The sequence below is a fragment of the Virgibacillus oceani genome (assembly GCF_014638995.1).
Lineage (GTDB): Bacteria > Bacillota > Bacilli > Bacillales > Amphibacillaceae > Virgibacillus_E > Virgibacillus_E oceani.
In genome coordinates this window covers 1-24,030 of sequence record NZ_BMFR01000011.1, presented here as the reverse complement: position 1 = coordinate 24,030, position 24,030 = coordinate 1, and the positions used below count along the sequence as shown (strand labels likewise).

At 38.2% G+C, this 24,030-nt stretch carries 21 protein-coding genes; 17 read left to right on the top strand and 4 right to left on the bottom strand.

Annotation, left to right across the window (positions count from 1 at the left end):
* Positions 1-136: 136 nt before the first annotated feature.
* Positions 137-595, top strand: a complete 459-nt coding sequence (locus IEV74_RS13035) for a TRAP transporter small permease (RefSeq protein WP_188455810.1) — start codon at positions 137-139, stop codon at positions 593-595.
* Positions 592-1,866, top strand: a complete 1,275-nt coding sequence (locus IEV74_RS13030) for a TRAP transporter large permease (protein WP_188455809.1) — start codon at positions 592-594, stop codon at positions 1,864-1,866. Before IEV74_RS13035 ends, IEV74_RS13030 begins: the two co-directional genes overlap by 4 nt.
* A 117-nt stretch (positions 1,867-1,983) precedes the next feature.
* Here IEV74_RS13030 and IEV74_RS20030 read toward each other — a convergent pair whose 3' ends face one another.
* Positions 1,984-2,076 (bottom strand): IS3 family transposase, encoded by a 93-nt coding sequence (locus tag IEV74_RS20030; protein WP_188455904.1) that lies wholly within the window; start codon positions 2,074-2,076, stop codon positions 1,984-1,986.
* Between the two features lie 379 nt (positions 2,077-2,455).
* Between IEV74_RS20030 and IEV74_RS13020 the strand changes: the two genes are divergently transcribed.
* The 10 genes from IEV74_RS13020 to IEV74_RS12975 all read left to right on the top strand — a co-directional run bounded on the left by IEV74_RS13020 (position 2,456) and on the right by IEV74_RS12975 (position 14,523).
* The gene (locus IEV74_RS13020; protein WP_373284352.1) at positions 2,456-3,466 is read left to right on the top strand and encodes an asparaginase; all 1,011 of its coding nucleotides are present in this window, start codon (positions 2,456-2,458) and stop codon (positions 3,464-3,466) included.
* Positions 3,467-3,496: 30 nt separating this feature from the next.
* A complete protein-coding gene (locus tag IEV74_RS13015) occupies positions 3,497-5,092 on the top strand; it encodes a glutathione ABC transporter substrate-binding protein (RefSeq protein WP_188455807.1) in 1,596 nt (531 codons plus the stop codon).
* A 71-nt stretch (positions 5,093-5,163) separates the two neighbouring features.
* Positions 5,164-6,084 (top strand): glutathione ABC transporter permease GsiC, encoded by a 921-nt coding sequence (gene gsiC, locus IEV74_RS13010; protein ID WP_188455806.1) that lies wholly within the window; start codon positions 5,164-5,166, stop codon positions 6,082-6,084.
* Between the two features lie 20 nt (positions 6,085-6,104).
* Positions 6,105-7,010: an ABC transporter permease subunit gene (locus IEV74_RS13005; RefSeq protein WP_188455805.1), complete on the top strand. Its 906-nt coding sequence runs from the start codon at positions 6,105-6,107 to the stop codon at positions 7,008-7,010.
* A 24-nt stretch (positions 7,011-7,034) separates the two neighbouring features.
* Positions 7,035-8,027, top strand: a complete 993-nt coding sequence (locus tag IEV74_RS13000) for an ABC transporter ATP-binding protein (RefSeq protein WP_308418996.1) — start codon at positions 7,035-7,037, stop codon at positions 8,025-8,027.
* Positions 8,028-8,029: 2 nt separating this feature from the next.
* Positions 8,030-8,992, top strand: a complete 963-nt coding sequence (locus IEV74_RS12995) for an ABC transporter ATP-binding protein (RefSeq protein ID WP_188455804.1) — start codon at positions 8,030-8,032, stop codon at positions 8,990-8,992.
* Positions 8,993-9,033: 41 nt separating this feature from the next.
* Positions 9,034-10,752: a sigma 54-interacting transcriptional regulator gene (locus IEV74_RS12990; RefSeq protein WP_188455803.1), complete on the top strand. Its 1,719-nt coding sequence runs from the start codon at positions 9,034-9,036 to the stop codon at positions 10,750-10,752.
* A 30-nt stretch (positions 10,753-10,782) separates the two neighbouring features.
* Positions 10,783-11,601: a M55 family metallopeptidase gene (locus tag IEV74_RS12985; protein ID WP_188455902.1), complete on the top strand. Its 819-nt coding sequence runs from the start codon at positions 10,783-10,785 to the stop codon at positions 11,599-11,601.
* Positions 11,602-12,087: 486 nt separating this feature from the next.
* Complete coding sequence (locus IEV74_RS12980; RefSeq protein ID WP_188455802.1) at positions 12,088-13,395, top strand: WD40/YVTN/BNR-like repeat-containing protein; 1,308 nt, start codon at positions 12,088-12,090, stop codon at positions 13,393-13,395.
* Positions 13,396-13,596: 201 nt separating this feature from the next.
* Complete coding sequence (locus IEV74_RS12975) at positions 13,597-14,523, top strand: LCP family glycopolymer transferase (RefSeq protein WP_188455801.1); 927 nt, start codon at positions 13,597-13,599, stop codon at positions 14,521-14,523.
* Between the two features lie 77 nt (positions 14,524-14,600).
* On the opposite strand, the gene IEV74_RS12970 is transcribed toward IEV74_RS12975, so the two are convergent.
* Positions 14,601-15,734, bottom strand: a complete 1,134-nt coding sequence (locus tag IEV74_RS12970) for a M20 peptidase aminoacylase family protein (RefSeq protein ID WP_188455800.1) — start codon at positions 15,732-15,734, stop codon at positions 14,601-14,603.
* The gene (locus IEV74_RS12965; RefSeq protein WP_188455799.1) at positions 15,734-16,561 is read right to left on the bottom strand and encodes a MurR/RpiR family transcriptional regulator; all 828 of its coding nucleotides are present in this window, start codon (positions 16,559-16,561) and stop codon (positions 15,734-15,736) included. The genes IEV74_RS12970 and IEV74_RS12965 overlap by 1 nt, the downstream gene beginning before the upstream one ends.
* Positions 16,562-16,677: 116 nt before the next feature.
* Between IEV74_RS12965 and IEV74_RS12960 the strand changes: the two genes are divergently transcribed.
* Together IEV74_RS12960 and menC are read left to right on the top strand one after the other, a co-directional pair.
* The gene (locus IEV74_RS12960; RefSeq protein WP_188455798.1) at positions 16,678-18,093 is read left to right on the top strand and encodes a YfcC family protein; all 1,416 of its coding nucleotides are present in this window, start codon (positions 16,678-16,680) and stop codon (positions 18,091-18,093) included.
* An 18-nt stretch (positions 18,094-18,111) separates the two neighbouring features.
* Positions 18,112-19,218: an o-succinylbenzoate synthase gene (gene menC, locus IEV74_RS12955; RefSeq protein WP_188455797.1), complete on the top strand. Its 1,107-nt coding sequence runs from the start codon at positions 18,112-18,114 to the stop codon at positions 19,216-19,218.
* Positions 19,219-19,289: 71 nt separating this feature from the next.
* Here menC and IEV74_RS12950 read toward each other — a convergent pair whose 3' ends face one another.
* Positions 19,290-19,679, bottom strand: a complete 390-nt coding sequence (locus IEV74_RS12950) for a ribonuclease HI family protein (RefSeq protein WP_188455796.1) — start codon at positions 19,677-19,679, stop codon at positions 19,290-19,292.
* 301 nt (positions 19,680-19,980) lie between these two features.
* On the opposite strand from IEV74_RS12950, the gene IEV74_RS12945 reads away from it, so the two are divergent.
* From IEV74_RS12945 to ulaA, 3 genes are read left to right on the top strand one after another with little or no spacing between them, the layout of a single operon-like run.
* Positions 19,981-22,083, top strand: a complete 2,103-nt coding sequence (locus IEV74_RS12945) for a BglG family transcription antiterminator (protein WP_188455795.1) — start codon at positions 19,981-19,983, stop codon at positions 22,081-22,083.
* 23 nt (positions 22,084-22,106) lie between these two features.
* Positions 22,107-22,373 carry a PTS sugar transporter subunit IIB gene (locus IEV74_RS12940; protein ID WP_188455794.1) on the top strand — a complete coding sequence of 89 codons (267 nt, stop codon included), beginning with the start codon at positions 22,107-22,109 and terminating at the stop codon, positions 22,371-22,373.
* 27 nt (positions 22,374-22,400) lie between these two features.
* The gene (gene ulaA / locus IEV74_RS12935) at positions 22,401-23,768 is read left to right on the top strand and encodes a PTS ascorbate transporter subunit IIC (protein WP_188455793.1); all 1,368 of its coding nucleotides are present in this window, start codon (positions 22,401-22,403) and stop codon (positions 23,766-23,768) included.
* The last annotated feature ends 262 nt before the right edge of the window (positions 23,769-24,030 follow it).

The window sequence follows — 24,030 nt, the reverse complement described above, 5'->3', positions numbered from 1 at the left end:
TTCCCACCTTAAAAATAGGAGGATAAAAGGAACTTTCATGATGCCCTTAATGGTCTGATTCGTTCAATTAACATTTGGTGAGGGAGGAAAGCCCCATTAAATGAGGTTTCACTTTATTTGGAAAGGGTGAGTATAGATGGTTTTAAGTAAAGTAGATTCTCTTCTTGGGAAATTGTTAGAAATCATAACGACAATTTGCTTATCTGTTACAGTTGTCGTCACATTGCTTCAGGTTGTTTTTCGCTATGTCATACAACAACCGCTTAGTTGGTCACAAGAAGTATTAATGGTTAGTTTCGTATATAGTATTCTATTTGGTTCTGCACTTGCTATCAAAAATAGTGAACACTTAACAGTAGATTTGTACGATAATATTTCAAAGTCATTCTCCGTCATACTGAAAACACTAGAATTCATCGTGGTCGGAGTTATGATCGCTGCACTCGTATATTATGGATTTATTCTTGTGATGGATAACTTCGAGTCCGGGCAAATATTAGGTATTTTACCAGTTAAAAAAGCCTATGTTTACCTTGCTTTGCCTGTAAGTGGACTTTTCATGCTGTATTTCCATATTAAGAAGGTGTTCTCATGATTTGGTTAGTTGTTTTATTATTTGTATTAATTGTATTTCGAGTACCGATTGCCTTTGGATTGGGTTTTGTATCGATTATTGGAATTATGTTAACGGACCCAGGTTTATTAATAAATGTTCCAAGAAAGGTATTTAGCGGTATTGATAATTTTACTTTGGTTGCAGTGCCACTGTTTATATTAGCTGGTGAAATTATGACAAAAGGTGGTATCTCAAAAAGGCTTATTGATTTTTCCAAGACCATTGTTGGGCCTCTTCCAGGTGGACTTGCTATGGTTGTGGTACTTGCGAGTGTATTTTTCTCTGCATTAACTGGTACAGCAATCGCTGCTGCAGCTGCAATTGGAGGTATGATGATTCCAGCAATGAACCGTGAAGGCTATGATGTACGATTTTCAGCCAGTCTTGTTGCGACTGCTGCTACGATCGGTCCGATTATTCCTCCAAGTATTGTCCTGATTTTATTTGGTGTAATTGCTAGTGTATCTATTGGCGATTTATTTATTGCAGGTGTAATACCCGGTCTGCTTATGGGGATTGGACTAATGGGCTACAGTTATTATGTTGGGAAAAAGAATAACTATCGTTCGAGTGATAGACGAGCAACTTTTAAAGAAATAGTTGTAGGTGCAAAAGATGCAATCTTGGCGTTAATTATGCCTGTTATCATTATTGGTGGTATTGTTTCAGGTATTTTTACAGCAACAGAATCTGGTGTAGTCGCTGTTGTGTATGCATTAATTATAGGAATGTTTGTTTACCGGGAAATTTCTATAAAAGATTTGTGGCCGATTATGTTAGGTACAGCAAAAACAACTGCTGCAATTGTATTCTTAATCGGGACCGCATCCTTATTTATCTGGTTCTTGTCTTATAATCAGATTCCTAACCAGCTTATCGACATGATGGGGGGCATTTCAGATAATCCGATTCTATTATTGCTCATTATTAATATTATCTTGTTAATTGCGGGAACATTTATCGATACCATTAGTGCCGTTTCAATTTTCACACCATTGTTCCTGCCATTGGTTTTAGCAGCAGGTATTGATCCGGTACATTTTGGGGTTGTGATGGCTGTGAACTTAACAATTGGTATGGTTACACCACCACTTGGAGTGTGTTTGTTTGTAACTTCATCCATTGCGAAAATCAAAGTACCAAAAATGTTCAAATACCTATTCCCGCAAATAATTATTTTGATTGTTATTTTATTACTAATTTCGTATATACCTGAGCTTGTACTGTTTCCTGTTGGATTTTTAGAATAGGGAGTGTAGACATGACTACTAAACATGGAAGCTACCTTCAAAAAGACTTGTAAATGAAACTGTGTGAGTAAGAGGATACTCTTACGGTGGTACCCCTAAAAAAGTTAAAGTTTCTTATTATGCAGCTGATTGGCTGGATTTAGTTCGGTATTCGACTGGACTCAATCCAGCCAATTTTTCTTTTGAACGTTCAAGATTGTACCAGTGGATCTATTCTACAATCCTACTTTTTGGTTTTTCGTAGTTTACTAATTCTTCTCCATAATAAATTTCCTGTTTCAAGATGCCAAAGAAATTCTCCATCAAGGCATTGTCTGCACAGGTTACTTTACGTCACAAGCTTTGGAATATTATGTTTCGACCTTTCCCTTTCAGTATGTATTAAAACGCGAACTTATGCATTTTCAGTAAATAAATTCTTTAAAACCTTAAAAATAGGTTTAAATAGTATTCAAATGGTCTTTAATTTAGCAAAAATTTGCAAAAAAATATAATTTTTTTAAATAAATAGGTTGCAAATGGTTGAAACGTGGTTTAATATGTATCTAAATTATCTAAATATTTGAAAGGGGGAGAATTGGTGGAAGATATTAATCTAGTTAAAGTACAAAGAGGTAAGCGGGTAGAAAGCTGTCATCAAATTAACGCAGCAGTTGTAAATTCTGAAGGAGATCTTTTGTATCAAGTAGGAAATATTCAAGAAAAGGTTTACGCTAGATCCTCTATGAAGCCATTTCAAGCTATACCGATAGTGGAAACTGGAGCAGTTGATTATTATCACCTTAGTGATGCGGATTTATCACTTTGTACTGCCTCGCATAATGGAGAAAGCATGCACACCAACAGGGTTTTATCAATTTTGGAAAAGATAGGACTTGATGATAGCTATTTAGGATGTGGAACCCATATACCCCGATGGCAGGATACTTATAAAAGCCTTATTCTTCAAGGGGAGGAAGTTACGCCATTATATAATAACTGTTCTGGTAAACACGCAGGGATGCTAGCAACTGCCCAATTCATGGGTGAAGCAACGGATAATTACTATGAATTGGATCATCCAGTTCAGCAAAGAATTCTTAAGGTTATTAGTGAGATGTGCAGCTATCCTATTGATGAAATAGAAATGGGTATAGATGGCTGCGGGGTACCAGTTCATGCTTTGCCATTAGACCGCATTGCTTATGGATATGCAAAGATGGCCAATCCAAAGTCTCTTAACGAAGAAAGGAGAATTGCAGTTGAACGAATAACAAAGGCGATGACAGCCGCTCCTGAAATGGTTGGAGGAACAAATCGTTTTTGTACCGACTTCATGCTAGCCGGGAAAGGAAGATTTATTGGTAAGGCTGGTGCTGAAGGTGTCTATTGTATTGGTGATAAAGAGACTGGCTTAGGAATTGCAATTAAAGTTGCAGATGGTAATGGCAGGGCAGTCTATCCTGCAGCAATGGAGGTGTTGATACAACTTGGATTGTTAAGTGATGACCAAATTGTACGTTTAAAAGACTATCATCATCCGAAACTATACAACGCTAGAAAAGAAGAAATAGGTGAATTAATTCCATCATTTCATTTGAAGAAAGCATTAGCATTTTAATATCTTTATTCATTTAGAGGAGGAATAATAGTGAGAAAAAGTCAGTTGGTTCCACTATTTATAGTTTTAATCATTGCGTTAATAGGATGCTCCAGCACGACGAATAACTCTGATTCTAATAGTGATGGTGATGCAGAACAAGAAATTGTCAAAAAAGAAGGCAAAGATATAACCATTGCTGTTGCGGCAAATTTTATCAGTATGGATCCTCATGATACGAATGACACACTTTCTTATTCTGCACAAAAAACGATGATGCAGGGCCTTGTAGGGTTTGATAAGGATATGAATGTAGTTCCAGTCCTCGCAAAAGAATATTCAGCTAATAAAGATGCTACAGAATTTACATTTAAATTACAGGAAGGGGTAACATTTCACGATGGTACACCTTTTAATGCTGAGGCTGTTAAAGTTAACCTTGATCGTTTAACAGATCCAGATAGTACGCTTATACGCTCTAGTTTGTTTGAAGTTATAGAGGAAACAGTGGTCGTAGATGAGTATACAGTGAAAGTAAAACTATCTGAACCTTTTGGTGCTATGATCAATACGTTTGCACATCCAGCAGGAATGATGTTGAGTCCGAAAGCTCTAGAAGAGTATGGAGATGAAGTTTCACAGCATCCAGTTGGTACAGGCCCTTATGTATTTAAGGATTGGCAGCCGGGTGATCATTTAACGGTGACAAAAAATGAAGATTATTGGAATGCAACAGAAAATGAAGTAGACTCTATTACATTTAAACCAACACCAGAAAATGGAACTCGTATTGCCATGCTGCAAACAGGTGAAGCGGATTTCATATATCCAGTTCCAGCAGAACAAGCGGAAAGTGTTAAAGGTAAAGACGGTATTATAGTAGAAAATGCTCCATCTATTATTGTTCGGTACCTAGCTATGAATAATATGAAAGAACCTTTTAATGACGTCAAAGTTCGTAAAGCAATAAATTATGCGATTAATAAGGAAGCATTTATTGGAGTCGTGATGAAAGGTTTTGCTACTCCAATGGATTCAATCATTGCTCCCAACACGCAATTTTATTCAAAACAAGAACCTTATAAATACAACATTGAAAAGGCAAAAGAATTACTGGCAGAAGCGGGTTATGAAGATGGATTTAAAACAACTATATGGGGATCAAATAGTTCTTCTACCTTGAAGGGAATGGAATTTATTCAGCAGCAGCTTGCACAAATTAATGTGGAAGCGGAAGTTGTTCCTATGGAAACAGGTACACTTTCAGATAGTATTTGGTCCGTACAGAACCCGGAGGATGCTGAGATTGAGATGTACTATGGTGGCTGGTCACCATCTACTGGAGATGCGGACTGGGGAATTCGCCCGCTTGTAGGAGGCGAAAATGCTTTTCCTCCAAAATCATATAACACAGCTTATTACAATAATGAGGAAGTAAATAGTTTGATTGCCGATGGTTTAGCAACTGCCGATTTAGAAGCAAGAGAGCAGGCATACGCTGAAGCTCAAAAGATTATTTGGGAGGAAACACCATGGGCTTTCTTATCCGTTGACGATACAATTTATGGAAAGAAAAATTATCTGGAAGGAATATATTTATTGCCTGATGGGTCGTTAAGTGCTGAAAATATAGAAATTGTTCAATAAATAAAAATAGGCGCTGGGCGTAGTTATAGTGTTCTGCGCTCAGCCCTTTTTTTAAATAAAGGAGGGGTTAGATGCTTCGGTATGTTATTAAAAGATTAATTGGGATTATTCCAATTTTATTTTTTGTATCTATTTTTATATTTTTATTTGTACATCTTATACCGGGTGATCCAGCAAGATTGGTTGCCGGCCAGGATGCGACTTTACAGGATGTTGAAGTAGTACGCCAAGAGCTAGGACTCAATCAGCCCATACATATTCAATATTTCAACTTTATTTCTGGAATTTTTCAAGGGGATGTTGGATCCTCTATTAAAACAGGCAGACCGGTATTTGATGAGATTGCGTCCCGGTTCATGCCAACTTTCTGGTTAACATTTTGGAGCATGATATGGGCAGTAATGGTAGGTTTATTGATTGGGGTGATATCCGCAACTAAACGTAACAAGTGGCAAGATTATTTAGGGATGTTTGGAGCGGTTTCGGGTATTTCAATGCCTTCTTTCTGGATGGGGTTGTTACTTATTCAAGTGTTTGCCGTTCAACTTGGTTGGCTGCCTGTAGGGGGATTAGAATCCTGGCAAAGTTATATTCTTCCTTCGATTACATTAGGATCAGGAGTTGCTGCTGTAGTGGCAAGGTTTTCCAGGTCATCCCTTATGGATATTCTCAAAGACGACTACATCAGGACTGGACGTGCAAAGGGATTAAATGAACATAAAGTTGTGTGGGGACATGGGTTAAAGAATGCAATGATACCAGTTGTAACGATGACAGGATTGCAATTTGGTTTCTTATTAGGGGGTTCTATCGTCATTGAAACTGTATTTAGCTGGCCCGGTCTTGGAAGATTGTTGATTGATTCTGTTGCCTTTCGTGATTATCCAGTTATTCAGGCAGAAATGCTTTTATTTGCACTGGAATTTATCCTGATAAATCTAATTGTAGATTTAATTTATGGCTTTCTTAATCCACAAATTAGATATGACTAAGAAAAGGAGGTTTTATCAATATGGCTAATCCTGAAACCGCGGAAGTAGCAGCTAAAGTGACGTTAAGTTCAGAAAGTGTAGAAAAAAGTTCGCCAATCAAGGAGTTTTGGAAGAAGTTTAAAAAACAACGCCTTGCAATGGTGTCGGGTATTTTCGTATTTCTATTGATAATTATTGCGATATTTGGTCCTGCTATTGCACCATATTCATCTGAAGAACCCGATTATGTAAATGTATTGCAGGGATCCTCATGGGAGCATTTAGCAGGAACAGATGCTTTTGGAAGAGATATTTTTAGCAGAATCATAGTAGGTACTAGAATTTCATTGTTTGTAGGTACAATTTCCGTTCTGTTAGGTGCTGTTGTAGGTACTGTCCTGGGATTAATCAGTGCATTTTATGGGAGATGGGTAGATAGTATCATCATGCGAATTTGTGATGTATTGTTTGCTTTTCCTGGAATATTATTAGCTATTGGAATTATTGCGATATTAGGTCCAGGTCTTGGAAATGTAATCATCGCAATTTCCATTTTTAATATACCCAACTTTGCCAGAATCGTTCGCGGCAGTGCTCTTTCTGTTAAATCAACCGTTTACGTAGAAGCAACAAAATCGATCGGTGCGAAAAATGGAAGACTCATTTGGAAGCATATCTTTCCAGGAACAGCATCTAGTATTATTGTTAATTTTACGATGAGAATAGGGACTGCGATATTAACTGCTGCTAGTTTGAGTTTTCTTGGTTTAGGTGCTCAACCGCCAACTCCGGAATGGGGCGCCATGTTAAGTAATGGAAGGGATTATCTAAGTACAAGTCCCCATGTTACATTTTATCCAGGACTTGCAATCTTTTTGACGGTGCTTGCTTTTAACCTTCTAGGTGACGGATTACGAGATACACTAGATCCGAAAATAAAAGATTAGATTTCTAAGAAGGGAGATTTCGATGTGACTGAAAAAATGCTGGAAATTACAAATTTGAAAACATATTTTCATGGTGATGATGGTGTTGTAAAAGCTGTTGATGGTGTTACGATAACGGTTAATAAAGGAGAGACTGTAGGTGTTGTTGGAGAATCAGGCTGTGGGAAGAGTGTTACCTCATTATCCGTAATGCGTCTATTACATGACACTCCAGGTGAAATCGTTGATGGTTCAATCACGTTTGAAGGTAAAAGTCTATTAGACCTGAGTGAAAAAGAAATGCGAATGATTCGGGGTAATGAAATAGCGATGATTTTCCAAGAACCAATGACATCGTTAAATCCAGTGTACAAAATTGGAAAGCAACTGGAAGAAGTAATTAAATTGCACCTGCATTATGATAAAAAAGAAGCACGTAATCATGCGGTCAATATGTTAAAGCTGGTCGGACTTCCGCGTGCAGAGGATGTTGTTAATGAATATCCCCATCAATTGTCAGGCGGGATGCGCCAGCGTGTGATGATTGCAATGGCAATGGCTTGCAACCCTAAACTGTTAATTGCCGATGAACCCACTACTGCATTAGATGTAACCATACAAGCTCAAATTCTTGATCTCATGCGAAAGTTACGTGATGAAAGTGAAAGATCAATTATGCTTATTACACATGACCTTGGTGTTGTTGCAGAAATGTGTGATCGGGTGGTAGTTATGTATGCGGGTGAGGTTGTAGAGGAAGCAGATGTGCTATCCATATTTGAAAATCCAAAACACCCTTATACAAAAGGATTATTAGGTTCTGTACCGAAGCTTGGCCAAGATCTGGAAAAATTGGACTCTATTCCAGGGAATGTACCAACACCTGCTAATATGCCTAAAGGATGTAAATTCGCCCCTCGCTGTGAATTTGCCATGGATGTCTGTTGGAAAAAGGATCCAAGCTTGCTTGCAACTAACGGAAACCACACTTGCAGATGCTGGCTATATCAAGATCAAGAGAAAATATTGGAGGTGTAAGTATGGCAGCACCCTTAGTTGAAGTAAAAAATATAAAAAAATATTTCCCGGTTAAAAAAGGGGTACTTGGAAGAAAGCGCTCTTTTATTAAGGCGGTTGATGATGTATCATTTACAATAAATAAAGGTGAGACTTTAGGCCTTGTTGGGGAGAGTGGATGCGGAAAATCTACTACAGGTCGTTTAATTATGAGTTTGCTGGAACTGACTGAGGGACAGATTTATTTTGAAGGTAACCAAATTAGTAATTTAACTAATAACCAAATACGTAACACACGCGAAAACTTTCAGATGATTTTCCAGGATCCTTATGCTTCATTGAACCCTAGAATGAAAATAAGAGATATTATTAATGAACCGCTAATCATACATGGTTATAATAAAGGGGACCGAATGAATCGAATTACAGAGTTATTGGAAATCGTAGGTCTAAGTGCTTATCATGCCGATCGGTATCCACATCAATTCAGCGGGGGACAAAGGCAGCGAATTGGAATTGCACGGGCGTTGGCAATTAATCCGAAATTAATTATTGCCGATGAGCCTGTTTCGGCTCTTGATGTTTCCATCCAATCACAAATTTTGAATTTACTAAAGGATCTGCAGAAATCGTTTAATTTAACATATCTTTTTATAGCACATGACTTAAGTGTAGTGGAACATATTAGCGATCGAGTCGGTGTTATGTATTTAGGGAAGATAGTAGAAATTGCTGATAAAGAAACGTTATACAAAAATGGACAGCATCCATATACAAAAGCATTACTGTCAGCAGTGCCGATTCCTGATCCTAAATTAAAACGTGAACGGATCATTTTAAATGGCGATATTCCAAGTCCAGCTAATCCGCCAAGTGGCTGTACGTTTCATACACGTTGTCCCCTTGCAACAGAAATCTGTAAACAGGAGGTGCCGAAATTACGTCAAATCGGTGAAGGACATTCTGTGTCTTGTCATCTCGTATAAGTCAGAAAATCAATCAACGATAGATTCAGGAGCTGTAGGAAATGAAAGCTAGAAATGTAAATATAATTGCCATTCAAGAAAGGTATTTAGACATCATCACAAAGCAAATAAAAGAAGTACTTGGTGATACAATAAATATTCATCCGATAACAGTGAAGGATCTGCAAAGTGATACTGTCAAAAGTGGTGATATGGTTGTTATTTCAAGTAGTCAAATCAAGGGTTTAGTTACGCAGCTAATTCCTAATGATTGTCCTTGTATTGTTGCAAAACGTGATATTAACTATATGAACACGAAAAAGTTATTAAATCTCCCGCCTGGCCAAGAACTTTTAGTAGTAAATGATAATAAAATGAACGCGGAAGAAACAGTTCAATCTCTCCGTGAAACGATCTTTGAACATAACTATGTAGCCTATACACCTGAAGATAATATACCTCAATCAATCAATTATATCGTTACACCTGGTGAGCGTCAGCTTTTGCCTAGGGGATTAACGAATGTAATTGACATAGGACCAAGATTATTAGACATTAGTACTTTTGAGAAAATCGTGAAGTTGCTGGATATAAATTATCCAATATCGCAAATTGTTAAACGTTATTTCAAAGCATGCGTTTCGCTATCGGGTCGTAATAAAGAAGAAATACAAAGCAATAAGGATATAAGAAATGTAGCTCAATATTATTTTGAAGATATCATTTCTGTCAGTAAATCAATGAAGGAAACAGTACAGCTTGCGAAATGCTATTCTGAGGATAGTCATGCTATACATATTCATATAGAAGGTGAACCGGGTACAGGAAAAAGTATGTTTGCACAAGCGATTCATAATTATTCCACTAATGCAGAACGGTCATTTATTTCTATTAATTGTTCTTCAAGCGATTTTAATACTATTGAAAAATTATTGTTTGGTTCGGAGGAGGGTGAGGAAATATCCTATGGCCTATTTGAACTTGCTGAAAATGGAACTGTTTGTATAGAAGAAATTGGAGAACTTCCTTTATCCATTCAGAAACAGCTTTTTCACGTTCTTGAAAAAGGAAAGTTTAGACGTTTATCAGGCAGTGAGTTACATTCTTTTCACTGCAGAGTGATTACAACAAGCTCCATAAGTTGTAAAAAACTTGTTGAAAAAGAATTGTTTCGTCGTGATCTTTATGAATTATTAGCTAAATACTCACTTAATATCCCGGCTTTATCCGAACGGAAGGACGATCTGCTGCCATTGATCCATAACGTCAAAAAGAGAATAAAACGAAATGATATTGAATTTACAAATGAGGTTATAGAATTCTTTAAGGAATACAATTGGGATAACAATGTAAAGCATCTTTATAATGTTATCACGTATTTAGCATTTTTGAATGGGGATCATATTGGCATTGAATCGTTACCTTTTCACCTCCGTTCTAACTATGATCAACAAAAATTTAATACTGTTTTTGAAGCTAATAATAACGTTAATAAAATTATTGCCGAGATTGAAAAACATGGGTTTCTAGATGAAAACATAAAAATACTTGATGCTTTTTATGAAGGCAAAAAAGAACGTATTTCTTATGGCAGAAAGGCATTAAAGGTATATTTAGAGAAAAAAGGATTAATTCTTTCGGAGCAGCAATTACGAATGAGGCTTGAGGTACTCCAAGATTTGGGCCTGATAATAGTAAGGCAGGGTAGAGCTGGTTCAACGATTTCACGACAGGGAGAAGAGTTTCTTAGAGAATTTTACAAAACTGGATTCAATGTTTAATAATTATCTTTTTATTCGGAGGGGTTTAGGCTGAAACTATATATTTCTGCTGATATTGAAGGGATTTCTGGGGTAATTCATTCAGAACATACTGCACGAGATGGGAAAGAACATGAAAAAGCCAGAATGTATATGACTCAAGAAATTAATGCTTGTATAGAAGGTGCTTTAGAAGTCGGTGCATCGGAAATTGTTGTGAATGACTCCCATGGGACAATGAGAAATGTTTTGCTTGAGCAACTTAATCCCAATGCAGATCTTATTTCGGGTTCACCGAAAAAGTATGCGATGGTGGAAGGGCTTAATGAAAAGTTCGATGCTGCTATTTTTGTTGGTTATCATACAAGAATGGGTACAAATGGAATATTAAATCATACATTTCATGGACGAGTTATACAAACTATAAGAGTTAATGGTAATGAATATGGAGAGTTTGGATTGAATGCGGCATTAGCAGGTTACTACGGTGTTCCTGTTGTAATGGCAAGTGGGTGTGATTTGTTAAGCAGGGAGGCAGCTGCATTAATCCCTTCTATAGAAACAGCTGTTGTAAAGCATACTATCAATAGGACAGCAGCTCAAAATGTAAGTATTCAAAGATCACACGAAACCATTAAATTAAAGACGATAGAAGGAATTAAAAATACTAATAAAATAAATCCTTTTATTATCGATGGCCCGTTTGAAGTAGAAATCTCATTTATACATTCAGGGCAAGCGGATGCTGCTGAAATTCTTCCAGTTGTAAAGAGAAATAATTTTACATCGATTACATTTGATGCAGAAACGATTCCTGACGTTTATCGGTACATACGGAGTCTGATAATGATGGTTGGCAGTGTTGTTTAATAGATATTAGTACCCTGCTTGTGAAATAGTATTATGTGCAAAGTGGGGAAAATTACAGAACTAACTAGTTTGTATTATATTGATGATGAAGTCAGATACAAGTTACGTGAAAAATTGTTTAAATGGTTTGGCGATGATGCCAGATACATCAGAGGTTGATGATAAGATAGATTATATTTTGTTTAGAATGTGCTAGATCATAGGATTATCGTACAAAAATCAAGAGAAGCCCATGGAGTTATAAATTCCCACGGGCTTCTTTTAAATTTTCCCCTTTTTACTGAACTGCTGAACTGAATCTCTTAATTACATTAGTTATCGAAGTCAGAAACTGTAGAATTATTGTCTGAATACATGCTAATTTTCTATTTATGGTGTTGCCTGATTCCTATTTTTTTGATCAGTTATTATGATAGAATTTAGTAGATGAAAGTTTGTATAAATTTTCTAAATCATTAAAGTGAATTTGAGAAAGGCGTATATATTATGAAAAACATTTTGTGGAGCCTAACTATATTATTTTGTCTGGTTTTAACAGCATGTGGTGGTCAAACAAATAAAGATTCTGCTGATTTGGACAGTAAGCAGGAGCACCCGACTGCTAAAAAGGAAAGTTCAGATGAGAAGCAGGCGGTGGAGCTGGACGTGGAAGAAATAAATAATAGTTTACCGATAACGACGGAAATAACGGAATATGATACGAAATTACAAACAATTGCTTATCGGTTATGGTTTGATTTGATGGGAGAACTTGAAGCAAATGGTCAAATAACCGATGCCTCTTATACTAGATTTCATGTACTGGAGGGAGATGAGAAGGAGTTTGTCGCTGCTGTAGTTTTCCAGATTCAGCTGGAGGAAGAGGCTGTTGACGGTATTGTCTGGAAGCTGCATGTAAAGAAGGAAGGCGAGCGGTTTTATAGACTTGAAAAAATTGAGCCATCTTCAGATATAAAAATTGGTCTGCCGCCTGTTCAAAGTATGGAAGAGTATCGAAAGGAAGCGGGGATTGAACAGCTGAATGATAATAACCGCTATAAAATTGTTGATAGTACATTAAAAGTGACGTATGACAATGGCACTGATTGGGTGAAGGTGCCGGTTTCGGTCGATGAATTATTCGGAGGAGAATATAACGGATCTGAACAATACCTAATTGAGGGAAGCTATGTCATTAGTCCGGAGAGAACAGCTTTCGTTACAGGTGGTAACCGGAATTTGCGGCTGCTGTTTTCAAATGATCAAGGGGAATCATGGGATGATGTAGTAGTAACTGACCAGATACAGGGTGTTCGAATGAGATTGTTAGGTTTTTCTTCTGAGAAGGATGGGTATCTTATCGTGTCAGGCGGCCGTACAATGTCCAGTGAAGGGAATTTTGTTTATAAAACGAATGATGGCGGTAAGTCATGGTACTTTGCAGGATCAGTTGAAGAGGAATATTCGTTAGTTACTGGTGGTGGATTCATTAATGATAAAATCGGATTTATTTCATTTGGCTCAGTTAATATAGAAGATCAGCCACCGCGACCGGAGATTTACCGAACTGGTGATGGCGGGGATAGCTGGGAAGAGATTGAAGTCCCAATTCCCGAGGAGTTCAAAGGAATTTTTACCGTGGCAGAGGCTCCTGTTTTTAACGAAGATTATGGAACAATGCTAGTCAATCAAGGAGAGAATGGGGACTATCTAGGAGGCAAAGTACTAGCGAAATTCACCTCCGAAGATGAAGGGAAGACATGGAAGTTCTCAAGCCTAGTTGACCCGGATAAAGTATTGCTTGAGGATTTTTAGCGGGATAAGGGGTGATGGCGGGACAAGGGGTCTGACCCCTTGTCCCGCCACGGCTCCCTGTCCCAGATACGAAGCCTGCCTCTAACTAGCAGTTTTCAATGTTGAGTGTTTCGTGTATACTAATATAGTAAATTAGTAATAGGCAACTAGACTAGACATGGGCTAAAGAATAGATATATATAAGTTATGAGGGGTCTTACAATGAAACGATCGGACAGGAAGAAAAAATCGAGAAAGCTTTGGCTGAAGATACCGCTTGCTATTATTCTGGTGCTTGCATTAGGTATTGGTGCATATGCTTTTTCCGTTTATAACAACGCAAAAGAGACAGTAAACAAAAAGATGCATGAACCTGTCGAATCCATTGACTATAATGCTACGAAGAAAAAAGTGAAAGCAACGGAGCCTCTGAATATACTGTTGTTAGGAGTCGACCAACGTGCCAATGATAGAGGGCGATCAGATGCATTAATGGTGCTGTCACTTGATCCGACTAAAGATAAAATGCAGCTTATCAGTATACCACGTGATACTAGAACAACCATTGTCGGAAGAGGGACTGCTGACAAGATCAATCATGCTTATGCATTTGGCGGAGCGGACATGTCTGTTGCTACGGTGGAGAACTTTTTGGATATTGAGCTTGATTATTATGTGCGTATGAATATGGAAGGGCTGCAGGAGCTAGTTGATGAGCTTGGTACGATTTCTGTCGATAATGAAATTGCCTGGAACGATGGAAAATATGATTTTAACATTGGACCTGTGGAAATGAATGGAGACAAAACGATGCATTTTGTCCGTATGCGCAAGCAGGATCCGAATGGCGATTTTGGCAGAACGAAGCGGCAGCGTCAAGTAATACAGGGAATTGTTAACCAAGGTGCTTCCATGGCATCCGTTACGAAAATTAATGGTTTGATTGATATTCTCGGGAATAACATGACAACAAATTTGGAATTCGATGATATGAAAAAATTGCTGACCGGCTATAAGGATACAAGGAAGAATTTTGTTAGCTATCAGGTGAAAGGATCCGGTACGAAGATTGATGGGATTTATTATCTGATCGTACCCGAAGAGGAAGTCACAAAAGTGCACGGGATGATCAGTGAGATGAAATCATAAAAAAGAAACTAGGATGCCCTAGTTTTTTTAATGACAAAAGCGGGACAAGGGGTCTGACCCCTTGTCCCGCACAACTCCTATTTAGTTTCGTTGATTTCATAGATGTTCAGAATGGCTTTGAACAATATTGTTACTCCATTCATTAATGCGTCTTTGTTAAATGTCATTTCCGGGTGATGCAGGCCGGGCTTTAAATTACATCCTAATCCGAGCATGGTAGCTTTTAGGTTTGGTCTTTTAATGGTGTAGAAATGGAAATCATCACCTCCTGGGGTAACCAAGGGCTGGTCGACTTTATCTGCACCTAACGTTTCCTCAATTGCTTTTTCCATAATACGGATAGCCTCTTTATTTGTCTTTGCTGCTGCTATACCGTGCATCGTTATTTGATATTCTACCTGATATAATTCCTTAATTGATTCCAAAATAGTTGTTACCGCATTTTCCAGTTCTTTCATTAGCTCATTATTTTGTGCCCTGAGATCTAATGAGAAGGAGGCATTGCCTGGAATAATGTTGGCGCTTTTGCCCCCAGCATGAAAGTATGTCATTTTAACAGAGTAAGGGACACGCGGATCCAGATGGATTTTGCTAAGCATATTTACAATTTCTGCACCTATTTCAATTGCATTATGATTTAAATGCGGTCTTGCTCCGTGTGCATCCTCTCCCTTTATCTCAACACGGACAGTTTTTGTGGCACCATGCACGATGACTGGTGTCGCGCGTCCCATTTTTGTTTCCTGATGGGGCCTTAAATGGACACCAAATAAATAATCAACATTATCCACTACTTTCTTTTCAACCATTTTTAAGGCACCAGAACCCTTTTCTTCGGCTGGCTGAAAAATAAACTTAATGGCTATTTTGTCTTTAATTTCAGGGTATTGCTCCAGCATCCATAGTACACCTAGAACCATGGACATGTGTGCATCATGGCCGCAAGAGTGATTAGCTTGAAATTTCCCATTTACCTCTTGCCACAGTGCGTCAATATCTGCTCGTATTCCTACAACTGGAAGGTTGCTGTTAAAATTTCCGTATTCACCTATAACTCCGGTGCAATCATTAAATGTTGTTACACTGCAGCCGGCATCCTCTAATATTTCTCGAATATAGGCAGTAGTTTCAACCTCTTCCCAGCTTATTTCCGCGTGCTCATGCAAGTACTGAAAGGTATCTTTTACTTTTTGTTCAATTGCATCGTTCATTATTCTTCGCCATCCTTTATGAAGTATTTGTATGTTGTATGGATTTTTTCTCTTTCTTCAACACGCTGAATAATTTCATGCAAAATAGCGTTGATAACGGACAATGTAACGGGTCCTTTGTCAAATAAACTTTTATTGACCATGTTTATCGGTACAACAATGTCGGCAAACTCTGTCACAGGTGCAACCCGCGAATCTGTAATCGTAACTACTTTTATCCCTTTGTTTTTTGCCTCTTCTGCTAGCCGCAATGTATCAAGTGCATAACGGTAAAAGGAAAAAACGATTATACTGGATTTTTCAGGCAGCAAATCGAGTAAGCCAGCATCGGTTTCCGGCCGGTACAAAGCGGCGTTACCTGTAATGTAGTTCAAATTAAAATAAAGCCAGTGTGCGAATGTAAAGGAGTGATAGTAGCCGGCAATCACGATTTTATCACTATTTGTTATGGTCTCTACAATAGCATCCATCGTTTTAGTGTCCGCTTTTTCGATATTGTGCTTAATCGTTGTAACATCGGTTATCATGCTTTCTGCGTAATGATTATCCCTGTAATTCTCTTTATTTAATTCTTCATTTGAATGCTGGGATAAGTCTAATAGATGCTTCCTCACTTCCTTTTGCAGTGGGCTATACCCGCTATAGCCAATCGTATTGCACAATCGAATGACCATTGTTTCGCTGACTCCTATGATTTTGCCTACCTTTTTCGCGGGATGTATCGCAAAAATTACAGGCTCATTCATTAAATGATCTGCAACTTTTTTCAGTCCCTTTGTTAATGTTGGAAAGTGCTCCTTTGTTTTTACTAAATAGTCCGGGGTCATTTTCTCACCTTTTTAAAGTTTTTGCATTATTTGTTCTTGAAATAAATTATATCCTTTATTATAATTGGACGCAAGTTATAAATCTTTAGAATTTTTAATCAAACAGGAGGGAAACTATGACCGAAGAACAGAAGCCGCAAAAGGGAAAAAAGAAGATAGGATTGCCGGACGCGTATGTAATTTTGTTTGCTATCTTGCTCCTGGCAGCAATTGCAACTTACTTTATCCCCGCTGGAAGCTTTGACAGGGAAACGATAGATGGCATTACAACAGTGGTTCCTGATAGCTATCATGCTACAGAACAGCAGCCATCAAGCTTTATCGAAATTTTCCGTGCGATACAGCAGGGAATGATTGATTCAGCTGGATTGATATTCCTTGTATTAATAATTGGCGGAGCATTTGCAGTCATTGAACACACTGGTGCGATTGATGCCCTAATAATGAAAACGATCAATAAGACAAAAAACAAGGAATATTTGCTGATCATTATTGTATGTACGTTATTTTCAATCTTTGGAGCATTAGGGATCATCGTAAATGCTGTTATCGCATTTATCCCGATTGGAATCATTTTAGCGCGTTCTATGAAGCTGGATGCAGTGGTCGGGGTATCCATTATTTATCTCGGTGCTTATGCAGGCTTTAATACTGCGTTTCTAGACCCATTGACAACCGGTATGGCACAGCAAATTGCACAGGTTCCTCTGTTCTCAGGGATTGGTTTTCGGATACTGATTTATATAACGGTGCTTATTTCGACTATTTTATATATATGGTGGTACTCCAACAAAATTAAGAAAAACCCGGAAAAAAGTGTTTTAGGTAATAATAGGTTTCCGAAGTATGATGAAAAAAGTGTGGAAGCTGCCCCAACAGAATTAACAGCTACACATAAATTGGTCATTGCCTGGTTAGCCGCTGGTATTGCGATTTACATTTTTGGTGTTTTTCAATTTGCATGGTCATTGAATGAAATGGCAGCCATGTTCATCGTAATTGCAATTGGAACAGCTATTATTGCTAAAATTACCCCGAATAAGCTGGTTGAGGAATTTTTCAATGGCTGTAAGGGGCTCGTTTATGGAGCATTAATTATCGGGATGGCTAGATCCATCGTCGTTATTTTAGAAGAAGGACAAATCCTTGATACAGTTGTTCAAGGCATGGCAGCAGTGATGGAGCCATTTTCAAGTGTCCTTGGTGCCATTGTAATGTTTGTGGCAAACGGTGTATTTAATCTAATTGTTTCATCGGGCAGTGGGCAAGCAGCTATTGTAATGCCAATCATGACCCCGCTTGCTGATATTATGGACATTACGCGTCAGGTAGCAGTACAGGCATACAAAATGGGGGATGGTTTTACGAATGTAGTGACACCAATTTCCGGTATTTTAATGGCAAACCTCGCCATAGCGGGGATACCATGGACGAAATGGATTAAATATGTTTTTCCATTAGTACTGATTTGGTTTGCAATTGGTTCGGTATATTTAGCGATAGCAGTGATGATGAATTGGGGTCCGATTTAAAAAGGAGGAAGCTAGTTTATGAAAATTGATCACGTAAAATTATACAAAATGAATATGCGGATGCGTAATCCGTTTACAACTAGTTTCGGGACAGAACAGGATCGATTATTTTTATTAGTGGAAGCAATAGATGAACATGGTCTCTCAGGCTGGGGGGAATGCGTAACCTCGGAAAGACCGTTGTACAGCGAAGAATTTACGGAGTCCAGCTGGTATATGCTAGAGAAATTTCTGATCCCTGCAGTTGTCAAAAGAGAAATTCAACATCCGAAAGATTTACAGGAATTGTTTGCAATGTATAAACGTAATAATATGGCTAAGTCAGCGCTTGAAGCGGCGGTATGGGATCTGTATGCTAAATCAAAGGGAGTGCCTCTAGCTAAGCTGCTTGGCGGTGTAAGGTCAAAAATTCAAGTTGGGATAAGTCTTGGAATTGAGGAAAATACGGACAGATTACTGGAGTCAATTCAGGAAAAGGTAGAAGAAGGCTATAAACGTATTAAAGTAAAGATAAAGCCCGGGAAGGATATTGATGTATTGCGGGAGATCCGCGCTAATTACCCAGATATTCCATTGATGGCTGATGCAAATTCTGCCTATACGTTAAACGATTTGGCAGTACTTAAAGCGATGGATGAATTTAACTTAATGATGATTGAACAGCCATTAACGGCAGGAGATTTAATAGACCACGCTAAATTACAGAAGCAACTTGAAACGCCTGTCTGTCTGGATGAAAGTATTCACTCGTATGAGGATGCCAGACAAGCGATTGAGTTAGGAAGTGCTAGAATAATTAATATGAAGGTTGGCAGAGTAGGCGGACTGACACAGGCGAAACGTATTCATGATTTGTGCGAGAAAGAAAATGTACCACTATGGTGTGGCGGGATGCTTGAATCAGGTATCGGCCGCGCGCATAATATTGCTATAACAACGCTTGAGAATTTTAACCTGCCCGGTGATACAGCATCCTCATCAAGATACTGGGAGAAGGATATTATTGAACCGGAAGTAATAGTTGAAAATGGCGAATTGCACGTACCAGAAAAACCCGGAATCGGATTTGATATTAATATGGAAGAAATCGAGAGGAATACAGTAAAAAATAAAGCATTTCAATAGGCGGGGTGGTGGGACATGGGGTCATGGGACATGGGGTCAGACCCCTTGTCCCACCCCATGCCTCTATCCCGCTACTGCATGCGAATTGCTTTTCTTGCCAGCTGGTCTGCATGATGGTTCTTCTTTTCTGGTATCCATTTGATAAAAAAGTGGGGGAAGTTGCTTGCTTCCTCCTTGATTTTTTCAAATAAGGGAAGAAAGGTTTGATTTTTTGTGAAGTCTTTATCGATTACATCAACCACAAGCTTAGAATCTGAACGAAATGACAGTATTTCTCCAGGAAAACTCTCCTTGCAAATTTCCAGTGCTTTTATAACAGCATGAAATTCAGCTTCATGATTGGAAAGCATCCCTAAAGGAAGTGCGTATTCAAATATTTTTCCGCTGGTTTTTATGTAAATTCCAGCGCCGCTAATGCCGGGATTGCCGCTTGATGCCCCATCTGTATAGACTTCAATCAATTTTTTATCTCCTTTATTTTCTAAAGTATTTTTTAATTCGATTATAACAGTGCGGTGTCAAAAGGAACAAGGTCAATGGCGGGACAAGGGGTCTGACCCCCTGTCCCGGGACAGGGGACCTGACCCCTTGTCCCGCAGTTACATCTGTGCAATTTTGCAAAAACCATTTATTACAAAATATGGCTAGAGAAACCCCTTACAATGTTGAGTTCAAAAGATTATACTAGGTCCATAGATGTTGTTTCATCATATAGAAGTATAGTTTTGCAAAAATCAATCTGCTTCCAGGGAGGATACTTCAGTGATTTTGGATAAAAGGCGTGCACACTTATTATCCGTTTTATTGCAATCATCTAAACCGATACATGCAAAACAGTTAACTGAAAACCTAGGCATTTCGAAGCGCACTATTTATTATGATCTGGACCAGATTAATGATTGGCTCGCTTCTCAGAGCTTTGATGCCATACAAAACATTCATGGTCAGGGCTTTTGGTTGCCGGAGTCATTAAAACAGCAAATTAATCTGCAGGAATATAATTTGACTGATGAATACGTATATCAATTTTCAGAAAGCGAACGTATTTTATTACTAATTGTAAGACTTTTGACTGAAGATACCATGTTAACAATGAATTCCTTCATAGCTAGCATACAGATGAGCAGGGGAACGATTGTGAAGGATTTGAAAAAAGTCAAAGAACAGCTGAAAGCCTATGAATTGCTCCTGGATTATTCCAGGTCTAAAGGCTATCGGGTTGTTGGGCAAGAGGAAGATAAGCGCAAACTGCTGTCCAACGCGTTTTCTACTATTATGCTTGATTCGGAATGGAAAACCATTCGTGAAAAAATCTATACGATGCTTGGACCAAAAGAATTCTTGAAAAATGGATACGTTCCGGATAAAGAGAAAATCATTCAATTCATTAATCAAGCGGAAAATGGTTTATTTCTAATGCTGACAGATGAAATGATTGAGATGTTGGCAATTGAATTGTTAATCATCATCAAACGGGTGGGGTCCGGGCAGTTTGTGACAATTGACCAGGAAGAAAAGAATGTTCTGAAGGAAACAGAACATCACAAAGCTGCCAATCTTATAATGAAGAGATTGTCTGAACATTTCCATGTGATGATACCGCCGGATGAAATTTGTTTTTTGACCATGAATCTACTTGGTTTAAAAGTACATCGTGATGATTTCAGCTATTATTCAAAACGCGAAAAGTCAGGCTTGCGAAAAGTGGCACAGCGTATGATTGCCGATTTTCAAACGTATGCCTGTGTCATTTTCGATGATAGAGGAGGGCTTGAAAATAATCTAATAGCACATATTAAGCCGACGTACTACCGTCTAAAATACAATGTGAAAACGTCTGGTAATTTAGTATCCAGCATTAAAGAAAATTATTCGGAAATCTATCATTTTACTAAGCGGGTAGTCGTGCATCTGGAATACTATGTAGGAAAGTCCATACCGGATGAAGAAACGGCTTATATTGCTTTACATTTTGGTGGCTGGCTTAAAAAGGAGAACAAGCAGGTTGACCTTAAGTATAAGGCCCTTATTGTTTGCGAGAATGGCATTGGAACTTCAAACATGCTAAAGACACAGCTTGAGGGGTTAATTGCTGGCCTGGATGTTGTTGCAATTCAATCAATGAGAGAATTTAATCTAAATCGTGTTAATGCCGATGTGATATTTTCCACCAATTATATAAAAGAAAACGAAATACCGGTTATTCATGTTCCGGCCATTTTATCAAATACGGATAAAGAACAAATCCTGCAAACGGTAAATGATTTATTCCAGAGTGATTATCAGGAATATGATGAAGCGGAACACATTATACGTGTGATTGAAAACTATGCAACGATTCATGACCGGCAAAATTTAATAGATGCCATTTCCAAAATGAATATAGAGCAAAGACATCAGATAAAGGAGCTAAAGAAACCAATGCTCAAAGAATTACTTACTGAAAGCACCATTCAACTAGAGGATCATGTATCAAATTGGGAGGAGGCAATAAAAGTAGCCGCCAAGCCTTTGGTGACACAGCTTAGCATTACCCAAGAATATGTACAAGCTATGATAGATAACGTGAAAGAGCTAGGTCCTTACGTTGTCATTGCACCAAATATTGCTCTTCCCCATGCACGGCCAGAAGCTGGTGTTCAACGGTTGGGAATGAGTTTATTACGATTAAAAGAATCTGTTAATTTCTCAGATGAAGAAAAACATCGTGCACAATTGATTATTGTACTTGCGGCAATTGATAATCAGACACATTTAAAGGCATTGTCACAGCTCACTGAAATGTTGTCCGATGAAGAAAATGTTCAACGATTAATCGATTCAGCCAATACAGATGAAGTGCTTGATTTAATAAATAACTATTAAATTATATTAGGAGGTTTTTTAAAATGAAAAAGGTCTTAGTAGTATGTGGGAATGGGTTAGGAAGCAGTATGATCGTAGAAATGAATGTGAATTCAATCTTAAAGGACTTAGGTAAAGAGGCAGATGTATCCCACACAGATTTATCTACTGCAAAAACGGAGCTTGCTGATTTGTATCTAGGGTCAGAGGATATTGTAGGTAATTTGGAAGATGGCAAGAAAAATATTGTTAAGCTTAAAAATTTGATGGATAAACAGGAATTGCGTGAAGCACTAGAGAAAAACATTTAATTTATTTGATGGGACGGAGGGGTACAGATGATTGATTTAATTATGAAAGATATTTTAGGGACTCCTGCAATTTTGGTAGGGCTATTTGCTTTAGTAGGTCTCCTTGTTCAGAAAAAGAGCCTTGCTGATGTAGTTTCTGGAACATTAAAGACGATTATGGGGTTTGTAATTTTAAATGCCGGGGCAGATGTAATTGTACTGGCACTTGGTCAATTTAGCAGCATGTTTAATGAGGCATTTGCTGTTGAAGGTGTTATCCCTAACAATGAAGCAATCGTTGCCTTAGCTCAGGAATCTTTTGGTACGGAAACAGCAATGATTATGCTGTTTGGTATGATTGTAAATATTATTTTAGCTAGGTTTACCCCATTTAAATACATCTTTTTAACTGGTCACCATACCATGTTTATGGCTTGTATGATCGCGGTAATTTTAACAACTGGAGGAATCACCGGAACATCATTAGTTATTATTGGTTCTATTATCCTTGGTTCTTTAATGGTATTATCTCCAGCGATGCTGCAGCCATTTACTAGAAAAGTGACAGGGTCTGATGATTTTGCTATTGGTCATTTTGGTTCTATCGGCTATTTCGTGTCAGCGGCGGTTGGAAAATTAGTAGGGAAAAATTCAAAATCAACGGAAGAGCTTAAGGTTCCGAAATCATTAGGTTTCTTACGTGATACTTCTGTAGCAGTTTCCCTAACGATGATTATTCTCTTTTTCGTAGTTGCTGGATTTGCTGGTCCTTCATTTATAGAGTCGGAATTAAGTGGTGGGCAAAACTTCCTTGTGTTTGCGTTTATGCAAGGTTTAACATTCGCGGCCGGGGTGTATATTATTTTAGCTGGTGTAAGAATGCTGCTCGGTGAAATTGTCCCGGCGTTTAAAGGTGTTGCGGATAAAATTGTTCCTAATGCGAAACCTGCATTAGATTGCCCGGCAATTTTCCCGTTTGCTGGAAATGCTGTCATCATTGGATTTTTATTTAGTTTTGTAGCAGGCTTGATTAGTATGCTTTTCTTACCTTTACTCGGACTTAAGGTAATCGTTCCTGGGTTAGTTCCACACTTCTTTACAGGTGCTGCAGCCGGTGTCTTTGGTAACGCTACCGGTGGGCGAAGAGGTGCGATACTAGGGTCAATGGCTAATGGTATTTTAATCAGCTTCTTACCAGCATTACTGTTACCAGTTCTAGGATCGTTAGGATTTGAAGGAACAACATTTGGAGATGCTGACTTTGGTTTAGTTGGAATCGTACTTGGAAACTTGGTACGTTTAATTGAATCGAATATCCTTTCATCTATCGTGACTCTAGTAATCTTGTTTGTTCTATTCCTGCTAGGTTGGAAAACCAGCGCAAATTCAAATAAAAATAACTCTGAAGCAGCTTGAGCGGGACAGGGGGGTCAGACCCTCTGTCCCGCTTATGCTGTTGGGACAAGGGGTCTGACCCACTAGCGTTGCACAGCTTACAGAAACTGTAAATTAGTAATTTGCATATGTAGACAAACATAAAAAAAGCTCCTATTGTAGAGATGAAGGTTTGTTCCCATTAACAAACTTTCTACAAAGGAGCGAAAACATAAATTAATATGGTACCTCATAATACTGTAATTAATCAATGTTTATCTTTATTACCTACTAAAAATTTATC